Genomic DNA, 14443 nt, shown 5'->3' with positions numbered 1-14443 from the left:
ATTGATCGGCGGCAATAGGAGGACCACGATGGCTAAAGGGAAAAAGGCCAAGAAGGGTAAGAAGGCGAAAAAGAAGAAGGTTGTAGCTGCGAAGGCGGCGAAGAGGGCTTCGAAGAAGTCGGCGAAAAAGGCGAAGTCGGCAAAGAAAGCCGCGGCAAAGAAGGCGGCGCCGAAGAAATCCGCCAAGAAGGCTGCAAAGAAAGCTGCTCCGAAGAAGAGCGCGGCCAAGAAGAGATCGGCTGCTCCGAAGCCTGCTCCTGCCCCGGCTCCCGAGTCGGAAGAGCCGGCCCCGAGCTGGGCCACGCCGAGCCAAAGCCCCGCGCAATCATGGGGCGACGGTGCTTCGACGGGTGGAGAGGACCAGGGCCAATAGCTGCAGTCGCTCGCAGCGCCCGACGCACGTATGCCGGAGCGCGAGGTGCTTCAGTCGAATCGCCGTCGCGCTCCGGGTCTTGCGAGATCCTGTCTTGCGAGATTGAGCCGATTTTTTTTCGAAAGGGCCAGGTGCGGTCAATCGGATCGGCTCAACTCAGGCGCGAGCCGGCATTTGAGCTCAGGCTTTGCGATGCAACTTGCGATCCCGGGGCCGCGGTCTTCGCCGCGGCCTTTTCACTTGTCCGATAGCTCTTCTCACCTTGCGCATGATTCGCGATGGCTGATTCGCAGCGGCGAATGCGAGTGGCTTGTCCGGGCTGAGGCGCGATCGATCTCCGTGATTTTCCGGACGGTGACGCTCAAAGCTGTTGTCGGAATGCCACACATGAAAACAACCTGCGCTAGATTCAGCGGAACGCCTAAAAAGTCGGCAGATGCTTGCGTTTTTGGCTTCACGGTAAAGATGCTCCGTTCCACAGTGCCGAGCACTGAGATTTTGGGCCGCAGCCGGATACCGCTTGCCCCCGGGGGGCGCCGCCAAGGTCGGGCTGAACTTGGACTGTGATGGGGATTGTCATGAAGAAAGTCGCTTTGTTAGCAACGGCGCTAGCAATGGTTTCCGGCTCGGCCTTCGCGGCCGATTTGCCAACGAAGGCGCTCAAGGCGCCGCCGCCGCCGGCATTTGAACCATGGGACATTGCTTTCGGCAGTGCCATCATGAACGACTACATTTTCCGCGGTATCACCCAGTCGAACCACCAGGCCTCCGTGGCGGCCTATTTCGAGCCCCGGTACAACGTGAACAAGGACCTGCAGCTCTACTTGGGCGTGTCGGGTGAGAGCATCTCGTTCCCGAACCGCGCGGCGGCCGAAATCGATGTCTATGGCGGTATCCGTCCGACCTTCGGCATCTTCGCCTTCGACTTCGGCGTGTGGGGCTACCTCTATCCGGGTGGACAGTGCTTCAACGCCGGCGCTTTCCCAGGCTCGGGCATCCCGGGCTCCGAGCTGAACTGCGTGCTCAACGGCAGTCTGCCGAACGGCAACGTCGCCAAGCGCGATGCGAGCTTCTTCGAAGGCTACGGCAAGCTGAATATCGCCATCAACGACCAGTGGTCGGTAGGCTTCAACGAGTACTACTCGCCCAACTTCCTCAACTTGGGCGCCTGGGGCAACTACTCCTCGGTGACCGCCAAGTGGACCGCGCCGGGCACGATCTTCGGCAGCAGCGGCGTCGGCATGTACGTCTCCGGCGAGTTCGGCCGCCAGTGGCTCGGAACGTCGGACGCCTTCTATGGTGTGACCAGCGTGCTGGCCAATTACTCCGCCGGTATTCCTGAGCCCAGCTACAACACCTGGAACGTCGGCGTCGGCTTCACCTGGAAGGTGTTTACGCTGGATCTGCGCTACTACGACACCGACCTGTCGAAGGCTTCCTGCAACGCCTTCACCAGCGACTTCCAGACCAAGGACTTCAACCCGGCCTTCATCACCGCGATCAATCCGGGTGGCTTCGGCTCCAACTGGTGCGGCGCGGCCGGCGTGGCCAAGCTCTCCGCCGACCTGACGGCGATCACCAACCTAAAGTAAGCTTTCACCGAAAGATTGTGGAAGGGGCGGCAGAGAGATCTGCCGCCCCTTTGCTTTCCTCGTTTGACTGGCCCCGGAGATGCGCGCGCCGCAGCCTTGACTTCGGCCGCGCGGTGAGGGGGCTATTCGGCCAAAGAGGGCTTCACTTCTTCCTTGCTTGGGCTTTGCAGCGCGTACCTGTCGCCCTCGCGGGTCAGCACCACGTTGCGCTCGTGGAATGCCGCAAGCGTGGAGCGGTGGCCGATCGAGACGATCGTGGTCGCCGGCAAGCGCTCCTCCAGCATCCGGTAGAGCCGTGCCTCGGCGGCTTCGTCGAGGGAAGCCGTCGCCTCGTCCAGGAACAGGTATTGCGGCGCGTGCAGCAGCGCCCGCGCCAACCCCAGCCGCTGCTGCTCGCCGAGCGAGAGCATCCGATTCCAGTGTTCCTCCTCGTCCAAGCGCGGCTCGAGCTTTGAAAGGCCGACCGCGGCCAAGATATCGGTGATCTGCTCGGTGCTGAACTCGCCCGGCTGTGCCGGGTAGACGATCGCGGCCCGAAGCGTGCCGACAGGGAAATACGGCCGCTGCGGCAGCATCATGAGACTCGCATGCGCCGGGACTGCAATCGAGCCGCTGCCGAACGGCCAGACACCGGCAATGGCGCGGAACAGGGTCGACTTGCCGGCGCCCGAGGGCCCGGTCACCAGCGTGCGCTCGTTCGCTGCGATGCTGAAGCTGTCAGCCGAGATCAGCGGCAGGCCGTTCGGCAGGCGGACCATCAGTTGTGCCACGTCGATCGTATCGCTGCCCGACGGGACCACGTCGATCGAGGGCGGCCTAGACGGCAGCGTTGCTGCGCTCTCGATCGACATTTCGAAGCCGTCGAGACGGGCGACCACGGCACGCCATTCGGCCAGCGAGCGGTAGATCGATACGAAGAACGACAGTGCTTTCTGCACGCTGCCGAAGGCGGAGGCCGTCTGCATCAGGCCACCGAGCTGAATCTTCTCGGCGAAATAGGCTGGTGCAACGAGCACGTAGGGGAAGATTACCGCGGCCTGCGAGTAGCTCGTAGTGAAGGCCGTGAGCCGTTTGGTGCGGCTCATGATCTGGTACCAGTTGTGGACGACGCGTCCGAAGCGCTCCGACAGCCGTTCGCGCTCGGCGCCCTCGCCACGCAACAACGCGATTTGTTCGGAGTTTTCGCGTACCCGTACCAGGTTGAAGCGGAAGTCGGCCTCATAGCGTTGCTGTTCGAACGAGAGGTTCACCAGCGGGGAGCCGATCCATTGCGTCAGCGCCGTGCCGAACACGGCGTAGATCAGCGCGCACCACACGAGATAGCCGGGAATCGCCCAGTCCTGGCCGGCCAAATGCAAGGGCGCCGCGTTCGACAGGCCCCACAGAATGACGACGAACGAGGCGAGCGTCACGACCGCGCTGAGCAGGCCCACGACGATGCCGATGGTCTGCTCGACGAACATCTTCACGTCGTCGGAAATACGCTGGTCCGGGTTGTCAGCGGCATCGCCGGTGAGTTGCATGCGATAGTGATTGGCCTCGTGCAGCCATCTGCCAAGATAGCGGCTGGTCATCCAGCGCCGCCAGCGGATCTGGAGCCATTGATTGAGATAGAGCTGATAGATCGAGAGGGCGACGTTGAGCGAGGCGAGAACGATGAAGAAGCCGATCTCCCAGACGAAGCCATTCCAGTTCCGTTCCTGAAGATCGTTATAAAATCTATTGTACCATTGGTTCAGCACCACATCGATTGCCACCAGCGAGAGTTCGATCGCAATCACGGCTACGAGCAGCGTAAGACCGGCCAGCTTGTCCTCGGAGCGGAAATAGGGGGCGGCGATGCGCCACACGATCGCAAGTGTCGAGCGGATTTTCTTCACAGATCAGCATCTCCTGGGGTGCGGATTTAAGGACCTGAAAGACAGGCTGAATTCGGCCCAACGGGGCTCTGCCTAGACTAAAGTCGTAAGTATCGCGGTTCGCGTTGGCTTGTCCGGGCCTTGGAGTCAACCCTAGCATGGCCTTCACGGCGAGGGGTGGCGCGCCTTCATATTTCGCGAGCTTTTGAGCAGAGTTTGGCCGTGTGCCGAATTCTTAAGCTCACGTCGCACATTACCAAGGCCCTCCGCAAACCACGCCAGGCCGCCCGGTCCGTCCACGCCGGCCGGGCGCTCATAGTGGCGTGGGGAGGAAGCGCAATGTTCAAGCAAATTCTCGATCCTACCGGCAATATGTTCATCACTTGGCTCGTCGCCTTGGTTCCCGTCGCGGCGCTGCTCTTCATGCTGGCGGCGCTTCGCTGGTCGGCCTGGATTGCGACGCTCGTCGGTTCGCTTATTACGCTTGCGCTCGGGCTCTGGGTCTGGCGCATGCCCCTCGATGAGGGCATCCGCGCCTATCTCTACGGCGCCGCGACAGGTGTATGGAACGTCAACTGGATCACGTTCTGGGGCGTGATGCTCTTCAACACGCTGGTCGTCACCGGCACGTTCGACAAGCTGCGACGTTGGCTGATCGCGCAGGCAACGCAGGATATCCGCGTGCAAACCATCCTGTTTGCCTGGGCATTCGGCGCGCTCCTGGAGGGCCTTGTCGGCTTCGGTTATCCATGGGCATTTGTCGCGCCAATCCTGATCGCCCTCGGCATTCCCGATCTCGATGCGATCCGGGTTGCAGCCATTGCTAACAACGCACCTGTCTCCTACGGGGCACTCGGTGCACCGATCATCGCGCTCGCGGCCGTCACTGGTTATCCATTGCTCGCGCTGTCTGCTTCGATCAGCAAGATCGTCGCGATCCTGGCGCTGCTGCCGCCGTGGATCCTGCTTTATCTCGTATCGGGCAAGAAAGGCATGTGGGAGGCATGGCCGCTGGCCGTGGTCGGGTCGCTCGCCTATATCGCCGGCCAATTGCCTGTCGGCTCCTATCTCGGTCCCTATCTGCCTGACGTGGCGGGGGCGATCGTGTGCTTTGTTTGCCTGTTGCTCCTGCTCAAGGTCTGGCAGCCCAGTCAGATGCGAGGCTATGGCGGTGCGCCGTTGACGAGCACTGGCACGGGGGCCGGCCATGGTCTTTCCGGCGGCGACGTCGTTCAGGCCTGGCTGCCGATCGCCGTGCTGATCATCATCGTGGTCGCCTGGACAGGCCCGTGGTCCAAGCTGCCAAGCATCGTGCTGTTCCACACGCAGGTCACCGCGGCATCCTCGATCGCCGAGGGAGCGACGATCGCGGCGATCTTCAACTGGACGCCGTTTGTCGGGGGCTCGGCCATCCTTGCATCATGGATTGTCGTCGCACTGCTGCTGCGCGTGAACAGACAGCAGCTTGCCGAAATCTGGAACAAGACCTGGACGCAGATGTGGGGCGCCTTGCTTGTGGGCGTGTTTATCTTCGGCCTGGCCTATGTGTACAATTTTTCCGGCATGGCGGCTTCGCTCGCGAAGGCGTTCTCGTCTATCGGCTCCGCTTTCATCGTCGTCGCTCCGATTCTCGGGTTTATCGGCGTCGCTCTGTCAGGCAGCAACACGTCCACCAATGCGATGTTCGGCAAGTTCCAGGCGCTGGTCGGGCAGATCCTGGGCTTTCCGCCGCTGCTGCTGCCGACCGTCAACTCCGTTGGCTCGGAGATCGGCAAGCCGATCGCGCCACAAACCGCGAGCGTCGGCGTGTCGACCACACGCTTCGTGCGCAATGAAGGTGAAGTCATCAGGCACAATTTTATGTGGACTCTGGTGCTGCTCTGTTACCTGATCGTGATCAGCGTCGCCTGCTATCTTTTCTTCCCAGGCATCGCCAAGCTCTGAGGCGTCAGGGCGTCGTTGCGAGCACAAGCGACGAATGTCGTAACAACAATCCCCGCGGTGCCGCCGGTGCCGCGGGGATCTGTTTGTTGGGTTTCGCTTTTTGAAGCCTGTTCAACGCCTCATCCATCCAATAGAAGGGCGCAATCTCTCATGCGTCGTTCGGGGGCGCGCAAAGCGCGAACCTGATGCCCAATCGCGCATCGGGGAACCTCGAGATTGCGGGTTCGCTCGCGTTTTGCGGGCGCGCCGGAATGACCAAGCATAGCGGAAAGGATTCGCGAGGTCGTATGGTTTTGGTGAAGTCAGCTCTTGTCCAAGCGAGCGCGGCGTTGGCCCTGCTCGCGTCCACAGCAACTCTTGTCTCGGCGCGCGCTGACAACAGCTTTCCCTTCGGAATGGAAATGCAACTCGATGCGTTGCCTCAGCCCGGCTCGAAACGGATTCCCGATCTCGATATCGGCGACAATGGCGAAACCGTTCTCGAATTGTGGTGCAAGGGCGGCAAGGGCCAGTTCTCGATCGCCGGCAACACCGTGATCTTCGTCGCCGGCGCGATGCAGGATCGTGCCTGCCCACCCGATCGCGCTCAGGCCGACGATGAGCTGATCGCCGCCTTGAGCCAGGTCACCAATTGGAAGCGCGAGGGCGACCTGGTGTCCTTCATCGGCCCGAAAACGCTGCGCTTCCGGATCAACACGAATTGAGATGTGGCTGGATACGGATCGGTTTGAGATTTCGTTGCGATCACGCCTCAGCCGCCTCGCCTATTTCCACGTCGATTTATCGGCATCCCAGCGTTGGCCCTTCAATTCCTTGGCCAGCGCTTCGATCGAGCCGGAATCGTCCTTTTGATCGCCTTCCTCCTCGCCGGAGGAATCGTCCGACAGGATGAGCTTGGCGCCGGCGTTTTCATCGTTGGTCGAGATCGCGGGAGTGCCGATCCACAGCATCAGCCGGTCCGACGCGCCGGGCCGGTCCGGCGCGACAAGGCCGACCACGTCGACCGTCTCGGTGAGGCCGAGGGCAGGATAGAGCTGGCTCGGCCGCTTGAAGCTCAGCTTCAGCTTGCCGGTGGTGCTGTTCCAGTTCGACGCGGAGAGCTTCGCCGCAAGCGTCTTCGAAAGGACATTGGCGATCGCATTTGCGAGCTTGTCCTTGTTCAGCTTGCCGCCGTCGCGCCAGTCCGCGGCGGAAATACGGATCGCACGATCCATCTCGACCATGCCGGTCGTCCATCCGGCGGCGGTCACGCCGGGAAAGGACCTGGCCTTCTCGATCAGGCCTGGCGCGCGCTCGGGGTCGACAGAAAGATTGATGGTCTGCTGACCCGCACGCATGGCGTCGCAGGTGACGGCGAGGCTGCTCACGCCGACCTCGACGTCCTGGCCTTTCAGGCTCTTTAAGAAATCCAGCGCCGCATCCAGCTTGACCCGCACCCCGACCGACTCCGGCGACACTTCGGTGAAGTCCTTCGGCTGCGGCGTGATGCCGTCGTCGGTGGACTGGCTGTCCTGGAACTCGCGCTCGCTGATGTCGGAATTGTCGGTCGAGGCGACCTCGGTCACATCTTGGCCGATGGCGATCTGGCCGCGGAATTCGAAGGTGTCGCCGGTCGGCCTGCGCGTCAGCTTGACCGTCACGGGCGCCTTATCCACGAGGCTCTGCGTCGTGCCCGACAGCGTCGGTCCGTTGACGGCAAGATTGACGACGAACCGGTCCTTGCGATCGGAATTCTTGTCCACGGGATAGCAGACGTCGAGCACGGCGGCGCTGACCGCCTTACCCTGCCGCGTCTCCTTCAGGATCGCGTCGGCATTGCCTTCCATCAGCCCGTCGATCGAAGTGAAATATCTGATCTCGTTCGCGCCGGGAGTGATCTTGGCGGGGAGCTTCGTATCCGCAAGAGCAATACCCGACCACGTGATCAATAGGCCGCTCAGGCCAAGCAATAGCGCGCGCATGTGACGTTCCTGTTCCATCGATTCCGGGCAGGTCAGCAGGTGATGTTTTAAGAGCGACGTGCCTAAAAAAGAAGGCCGCCCGCGGCCTTCGATTTCATTTTTTGGCAGGTCCGGGTCAGAAGCCCATGCCGCCCATTCCGCCCATGCCGCCACCGCCGGGCACGGCCGGCGCCGGCTCCTTCGGCAGTTCGGCAACCATGGCTTCCGTCGTCACCAGAAGGCCGGCGACGGAGGAGGCGTCCTGCAGCGCGGTGCGCACCACCTTGGCGGGATCGATGATGCCCTTGGCAACCAGGTCGACATAGTCCTCGGTCTGGGCGTCGAAGCCGAAGGTCTCGGACTTGTCCTCCAGAATCTTGCCGACCACGATCGAGCCTTCGAGGCCGGCGTTTTCGGAGATCTGACGGACCGGCGCTTCCAGGGCCTTGAGCACGATGTTGATGCCGGCCTGCACGTCGGGGTTATCGTTGTGGATGCGGCCGACCGCCTTCTTGGCGCGCAGCAGCGCCACGCCGCCGCCCGGGACGATGCCTTCCTGCACCGCCGCGCGGGTCGCGTTCAGCGCGTCCTCGACACGATCCTTCTTCTCCTTCACTTCGACCTCGGTGGCGCCGCCGACGCGGATCACCGCGACACCGCCCGCGAGCTTGGCAAGACGCTCCTGCAGCTTCTCACGGTCGTAATCGGAGGTGGTCTCCTCGATCTGCGCCTTGATCTGGGCGACGCGCGCCTCGATGTCGGGCTTCTTGCCGGCGCCGTTGACGATCGTGGTGTTCTCCTTGTCGATCACAACCTTGCGGGCGCGGCCGAGCATCTTGACGGTGACATTCTCAAGTTTCATGCCGAGCTCATCGGAGATGAGCTGGCCGCCAGTCAGGATCGCGATGTCTTCCAGCATGGCCTTGCGGCGATCGCCGAAGCCCGGCGCCTTGACCGCCGCGACCTTGAGGCCGCCGCGCAGGCGGTTGACCACGAGCGTAGCCAGTGCCTCGCCTTCGACGTCCTCGGCGATGATCACGAGCGGCTTGCCCGACTGCACCACCGCTTCCAGCACCGGCAGCATCGCCTGCAGGCCGGAGAGCTTCTTCTCGTGCAGCAGCACGTAGACGTCCTCCAGCTCCGCGGTCATCTTCTCGGCATTGGTGACGAAGTAGGGCGAGAGATAGCCGCGGTCGAATTTCATGCCCTCGACGATGTCGACCTCGGTCTCGAGCGACTTGTTCTCCTCGACCGTGATGACGCCCTCATTGCCGACCTTCTGCATCGCCTGCGCGATCATCTTGCCGATCGCCGCATCGCCGTTGGCGGAGATGGTGCCGACCTGGGCGACCTCGGAGGAGGAGGCAACCGGCTTGGCCCGCTTCTCAAGGTCCTTGACCACGGCCGCGACCGCGATGTCGATGCCGCGCTTCAGATCCATCGGGTTCATGCCGGCGGCCACCGACTTGCCGCCCTCGCGGACGATCGCTTGTGCCAGCACGGTCGCCGTGGTGGTGCCGTCGCCCGCGGTGTCGTTGGTCTTGGAGGCGACTTCGCGCAGCATCTGCGCGCCCATGTTCTCGAACTTATCCTCCAGCTCGATCTCCTTGGCGACAGTGACGCCGTCCTTGGTGATGCGGGGCGCGCCGAAGCTCTTCTCGATGACGACGTTACGGCCCTTCGGACCCAGCGTCACCTTGACGGCATTGGCGAGAATGTCGACGCCGCGCAGCATGCGCTCGCGGGCATCGCCGGCAAATTTTACGTCCTTGGCAGCCATTGGTTTGAACTCCTCAGTATTCGGAAGGTTTGTGCTTGCCGACACATCATTGCCGGGCCTGAACCCGCCTGCGAGGCCGAAGCCGTTTCGGCACGGCGTGGGCCCGGCAATGCAGCTTTCTTGAGAACGATGGATGCCCGGGTCCAGCCCGGGCATGATAAGTGGAAGGCGTAGATTTCGCGGACGTGAAGCTTAGGTCAGCACGCCCATGATGTCGGACTCCTTCATGATCAGGAGTTCCTCATTGTCGATCTTGACCTCGGTGCCCGACCATTTGCCGAACAGCACGCGATCGCCGACCTTGACGTCGATCGGAATCAGCTTGCCGGACTCGTCGCGTCCGCCGGGTCCCACCGCAATGATCTCGCCCTGGGAGGGCTTTTCCTTGGCGGTATCGGGAATGATGATCCCGCCTTTGGTCTTTTCCTCGGCGTCGATGCGTTTCACGACGACGCGGTCATGCAGCGGACGAAATTTGGATTTAGCCATGGCATTTCCCTTTGCAGGCTCGCTTTGCAGGTCAGGTTGATTCGCAGCTCAGGTCGGTTCGAAAGTGCAACAGTGACCGGCCGTCTCTTGCGCGCTTCGCTCGCGCTGTTTAGGCCGTATCGTTGGCAGTCGTGCTCTCGGAGTGCTAATTGTGCGCCCGAAATATGGCCTGGCGCCGATCCTGTCAAGCAAACGGCCTCAAGCCCTTCTTGACGACGAGTGAGGATATTGTTGAACGAGACCAATTCGGAACACGGAACGGTAGTGGTTGCTCCCACGGCGGTTTTAGGCTTGGTTGGTGGCGGGTGCGACCGCCATCCAGTTCGGGGGAATACCATGGTCAGTTTGGGGTGCGCGCGGCCGGTTCGAAACCTGTCGATCGTCGCGGCATTGTCGATATTTCTGGGAGCGTGCTCGAGCTTCAGCCTCGGCACCTCCACGCCGGGGCCCGCGCCTGAGCCGGGGGTTGAGCCGGAACTGCCGGCGTCCATCCGCCCCGACGAGTTGGTCGGCAAATGGGGGCTGGCGTCCTACCAGAATCCCAGTGACCGAGCCCGCACCGAGGCGCAGGCGAAGGCGCAGTGCAAGCAGCCCTATGTGATCGGCGCCGGCACCTCGGGCGGCGTGGTCATGCATCTGGCCGACCAGGCGACCCCGCAGGAACTGCGGCTGAAGGGCAGCCGCGGCGGCAAGAATTATATCGGCCCGGCCGGTCCGCCTGGCGGCGAGCAGGACCGCGAGGTCATTTCCTTCGACGGCCGCGTGCTGATCACGCGCTTCGTCGACGCGGACGCCGCCAACCGCTACGGCAACATGGTCTATGTCCGCTGCGCTCCGCGGGCTTGATTGGGTCCCATGGCACGTCATTCCGGGGCGATGCGACAGCATCGAACCCGGAATGGCGCGCCACAACCTCCAGATTCCGGGTTCGCTCGCGTCGCCAGCGCCCCGGAATGACGGCGCAAAAAAACGCCGGCACTGGGCCGGCGTTTTGTTTTGATTGCGATTTCGATCTTGCTCAGTCGAACAGGGCGTCGATATCGTCCTGAGAGGCGTGGCCAGCCTCGCCCTCGAGCTTCGGCCCGTTCAGCAATTTTTCATCCTCTGCCCGGGTGTCGATGATCGGCGGAGCATGCGCCTTGATGGCGTCGACGCCGCCCCAGATCTCCATCATCTCATTGATGTGGTGCTCGATGAACTTCATCGTGTTCATCACTTTATTGATGCGCTGTCCGGTCAGGTCCTGGAAGTTGCAGGCTTCGAAGATCGAGACCACGCGCTCCTGGATATCCTCGCTGAGAATCTTCTGCTGGTCCGGCGAGTTCACCTTGGCCAGCGCACTTGCCGCCTGGTCGATGAACTCGGCAGCCTCGAGGATCCGCTGCGTCGCCTGCTCGGTGCCGTTGGCGACCGCGCCGAGTTCGCCATTGACACGGGCCATCTCCTGGCCGTCAAAGCTCTTGCCGTGGATCGCGGCGATCTCGCGCTTGGTGCGACTGATGGCATCGTGGATCAGATCGAGCTCGACCTTGAGCTTCTCGCATTGCTCGATCTGCGCGCGGTAGGTTTCCAGCAAGGCCTGCGTCTCCGCCATTTCGCGCGAGGCCGTGTCTGCCAGCACCGAGGCGGCTGCGCTTTTGCTCGGGCCTGCCATCTGGGCGCGGATCGCGCGCAGTTCGGCCATGATTTCGCGGTGCATCGGACCGACGTCGCCGCCTTCGACTTCCTCGACTGTCGGCACGTCGATGCCGATAGCTTCTTCAATCCGATACCGCTTGCGATGAATAGCCATCACGGCTCCCCCAACCTTTCTTCCTCGCAAGTCTTATGCAGACGCTCTTTAACATCGGGTTCACGCCGGAACTTCTCGCAAAAGACGGACTGATCGTTTGGCAAACCGGCAATTAAGAACGCAATTAACCATGGCCGCGCCGCGTTCATCGAAAATAAACGCTAGCGATTGAATCCGCCGTTCGTTGCGGACGTGGTGAATCCAAAGGCGGCTTTCGTTTACCAAACCGAGGCGGTTTTGAATCTAATTCTCCAGTCATAGCGGCGCGGAGCGCGTTCCCGCTTGCCGCGAAGTCGAGCAGACGAACCAGTACAGGGTACGTCGATGTTGAAAAGAACTTCTCTCGCGCTTCTTGCCGGCGCGTCCCTTCTCGGCACAGGCATTGATCATGCAATGGCGATCGACGCCGCAAGCCCTCCCGGCCCCACCGTCATCTACGCCCATCCGCCTCAGCCGACTGCGCCGATACGCACGGCTTATGCCGAGCGCTCAAACCTGGGCGGCGGCTTCATCGAATTCCTGTTCGGCGACCGGCCGGTACAGGACCCGCGCTACCAGCCGCAGCAGCCGATTTATCAACAGCAGCCCTCTTACTACGTGCCGGCTTATGCGCCGGCGCAGCCGCAGCAGCAGCTCTATCCGCAGGATCAAGGCTATTATCCGACGCAGCCTCCGTTCGATCCGAAATATGAAAAGCAGGAGGTCGAATATGACGGCAAGGAAGGTCCCGGCACCATCGTGATCGATACGCCGAACAAGTTCCTGTTTCTCGTCGAGGGCAACGGCAAGGCGTTGCGCTATGGTATCGGCGTCGGCCGTCCCGGATTTACCTGGTCCGGCGTCAAGACGATCACCGCCAAGCGCGAATGGCCGGATTGGACGCCGCCGGTGGAGATGCTGGCGCGCCGCCCCGACCTGCCGCGCCACATGGCAGGCGGGCCGGAAAACCCGCTCGGCGCCCGCGCGATGTATCTGGGCTCGACTCTCTATCGCATCCACGGTTCTAACGAACCCTGGACCATCGGCACCAATGTGTCCTCAGGCTGCATCCGCATGCGCAATGAGGACGTGATCGATCTCTACGGCCGCGTCAATGTTGGCGCCAAGGTCATCGTGCTGTGAGCGCCTGGAGCGTGATCGTTTTGGACTGACGCGGGCGCCCATCTCAAACCGTCATCCCCGCGCAAACGGCTCCGCCGTTTGTCGCTGGAGGTGCTCGCAAAGCGAGGCTCGAAGGATGAGCGGCCCCTGAAGCGGCAGCCGGCCGTCGCCCTTCGAGGCTGGCTGCGCTCGCGCCTTAAGGGTGACGGGCCTGGATTGGGGTCCGTCAGGAAAAGCAGAAGCGGCCACCCAGAAGAGCGGCCGCTTCCGTGTTCAAGATATCATCGGCGCTCAGGCGTAGTCGTTGCCGCCGTCATCGTCGCCGAAGTCGCCATTATCGGCGAAATCGTCATTGTCCGTGTTGTCGCGATCGTCGCCGTAGTCCGTCTGATCGTTCGAGGTCTGGTCGAACAGGGAGGAGCGCGAATTGTCGTCGCGACCCTCGCGCGAGGAGCCGATGTCGTTGATGCCGGCATCACGCGCCAGCGAATTGTCCGGCTGATTGCCCCACGGGCTGCCGCGGTCCTCGACCACGGTTGTCGGCTCGACCACCGTCGTCGGCGCGCCGAAGCCGTAATGCGAGCCGCCCATCATGTTGCGGATGCCGCTCATCAGCAGCGAACCGCCGACCATGCCTGCCGCGGCTGCCGCTGCGGTACCGAGGAAGGAGCCGCCGGCACCGCCGAACGGAGGAGCGCCATAGGAAGACGCGCCGTAGGGCGGTGCGCCATAGCCCGGCTGGCCGTAGCCTGGCGCTTGCGCCTGCTGCGCCACCTGGCCGCTATTCCATACCGGGCGGCTTGCAGGCGGCGGCACATTGGGCACCGAACCGCGCTGCTGGGCCTGATCGGCCTGGCCGGAACTGCCCGGTCCAAAAATGGCATCGCGCATAGAATCCAGAAAACTGCCGCCGGATGGCTGCTGTTGCTGCGCGTGCGCCGCTTCCAATTGCTCGATGTGCGCGTTGGCGCGCTTCAAGGCTTCATCCTGCAGCAGCACCGTTTGCACGAGGGGGTAGATGGCATTCGGCGCCTTTCGCAAGCCTTCTGCGATGGCAGCCGAAGCGTCGGGATCACGCGGCGCGCTCTCGAGCTGGGCGAGCCGGTTGAAAAGTTCGTCAACCAATTGGCGTTCTTGCGGGTTCATGGTCTGTCTCCAGCGGCTTCTCTTGGAAAGCGCGCTCAAAGATGTAAGCCGGTTCCATGTCGCCTGTAGTGCGGTTCCGGATTAAATTTAGGTAGTCGACAGTGAAGTACCTCCCAAGCCGTTGAGCGGGAGTCGATTTTGGGAGCGGAGCGAGGTTTGAGATTGCAAGCTTTTTGGGTTTGAAGGCCCGAAATCTTGCAATTTCATTTTTGCGATTGAACGAAGCCGCTGTGCGGCATTGAATTTGGCGCAGCAGTGGGAGTACCAACAAGCTTGCTGCCGTGGGCAGGTAATGCTTCGAACCAATAGGCTGGTGTACGGTCGGACCAACAATGATAGCGACCAACAACATCTCGACAGATCCAAGGGACCATACCGGGGCAGTTTTCTGCAATTCCCTTGGACTCGTTGAAAGCTGTTACCGGCT

At 62.1% G+C, this 14443-nt stretch carries 13 protein-coding genes; 6 read left to right on the top strand and 7 right to left on the bottom strand.

Annotated elements, in window-relative coordinates; genetic code table 11:
* Positions 1–28 precede the first annotated feature (28 nt).
* Together F758_RS0125435 and F758_RS0125430 are read left to right on the top strand one after the other, a co-directional pair.
* A complete protein-coding gene (locus F758_RS0125435) occupies positions 29–373 on the top strand; it encodes a hypothetical protein (protein WP_024510527.1) in 345 nt (114 codons plus the stop codon).
* 578 nt (positions 374–951) lie between these two features.
* Positions 952–1965, top strand: coding sequence for a TorF family putative porin (locus F758_RS0125430; protein WP_024510526.1), 1014 nt, complete (start codon positions 952–954; stop codon positions 1963–1965).
* 122 nt (positions 1966–2087) lie between these two features.
* On the opposite strand, the gene F758_RS0125425 is transcribed toward F758_RS0125430, so the two are convergent.
* Positions 2088–3845 (bottom strand): ABC transporter ATP-binding protein/permease, encoded by a 1758-nt coding sequence (locus F758_RS0125425; protein WP_024510525.1) that lies wholly within the window; start codon positions 3843–3845, stop codon positions 2088–2090.
* 318 nt (positions 3846–4163) lie between these two features.
* Between F758_RS0125425 and F758_RS0125420 the strand changes: the two genes are divergently transcribed.
* Together F758_RS0125420 and F758_RS0125415 are read left to right on the top strand one after the other, a co-directional pair.
* On the top strand, positions 4164–5768 hold the full coding sequence (locus F758_RS0125420) for an L-lactate permease (RefSeq protein ID WP_024510524.1): 1605 nt from the start codon (positions 4164–4166) through the stop codon (positions 5766–5768).
* Between the two features lie 287 nt (positions 5769–6055).
* Positions 6056–6472: an META domain-containing protein gene (locus F758_RS0125415; protein WP_024510523.1), complete on the top strand. Its 417-nt coding sequence runs from the start codon at positions 6056–6058 to the stop codon at positions 6470–6472.
* Between the two features lie 60 nt (positions 6473–6532).
* Here the strand turns inward: F758_RS0125415 and F758_RS0125410 are convergent, their stop codons facing one another.
* The 3 genes from F758_RS0125410 to F758_RS0125400 form a co-directional block, all read right to left on the bottom strand.
* On the bottom strand, positions 6533–7729 hold the full coding sequence (locus F758_RS0125410) for a hypothetical protein (protein ID WP_024510522.1): 1197 nt from the start codon (positions 7727–7729) through the stop codon (positions 6533–6535).
* Between the two features lie 115 nt (positions 7730–7844).
* On the bottom strand, positions 7845–9488 hold the full coding sequence (gene groL / locus F758_RS0125405; RefSeq protein ID WP_024510521.1) for a chaperonin GroEL: 1644 nt from the start codon (positions 9486–9488) through the stop codon (positions 7845–7847).
* Positions 9489–9680: 192 nt separating this feature from the next.
* Entirely contained in the window at positions 9681–9977 is a 297-nt protein-coding gene (locus tag F758_RS0125400; protein WP_024510520.1) for a co-chaperone GroES, read from the bottom strand.
* 336 nt (positions 9978–10313) lie between these two features.
* On the opposite strand from F758_RS0125400, the gene F758_RS0125395 reads away from it, so the two are divergent.
* A complete protein-coding gene (locus F758_RS0125395; RefSeq protein ID WP_024510519.1) occupies positions 10314–10823 on the top strand; it encodes a hypothetical protein in 510 nt (169 codons plus the stop codon).
* Between the two features lie 172 nt (positions 10824–10995).
* Here F758_RS0125395 and F758_RS0125390 read toward each other — a convergent pair whose 3' ends face one another.
* Entirely contained in the window at positions 10996–11769 is a 774-nt protein-coding gene (locus F758_RS0125390) for a protein phosphatase CheZ (protein ID WP_024510518.1), read from the bottom strand.
* A 324-nt stretch (positions 11770–12093) separates the two neighbouring features.
* On the opposite strand from F758_RS0125390, the gene F758_RS0125380 reads away from it, so the two are divergent.
* Complete coding sequence (locus tag F758_RS0125380; protein WP_024510517.1) at positions 12094–12891, top strand: L,D-transpeptidase; 798 nt, start codon at positions 12094–12096, stop codon at positions 12889–12891.
* Positions 12892–13161: 270 nt separating this feature from the next.
* Here the strand turns inward: F758_RS0125380 and F758_RS0125375 are convergent, their stop codons facing one another.
* Together F758_RS0125375 and F758_RS51425 are read right to left on the bottom strand one after the other, a co-directional pair.
* Positions 13162–14016 carry a DUF2076 domain-containing protein gene (locus F758_RS0125375; protein ID WP_024510516.1) on the bottom strand — a complete coding sequence of 285 codons (855 nt, stop codon included), beginning with the start codon at positions 14014–14016 and terminating at the stop codon, positions 13162–13164.
* A gap of 203 nt (positions 14017–14219) precedes the next feature.
* Positions 14220–14443 (bottom strand): hypothetical protein (locus F758_RS51425; RefSeq protein ID WP_210200100.1); only part of this gene is annotated, 224 nt, incomplete at its 5' end.

The organism is Bradyrhizobium sp. ARR65 (assembly GCF_000472385.1).
Classification (GTDB): domain Bacteria; phylum Pseudomonadota; class Alphaproteobacteria; order Rhizobiales; family Xanthobacteraceae; genus Bradyrhizobium.
The sequence above is the reverse complement of the archived record's forward strand: the minus strand, read 5'-3'. Positions and strand labels throughout refer to the sequence as shown.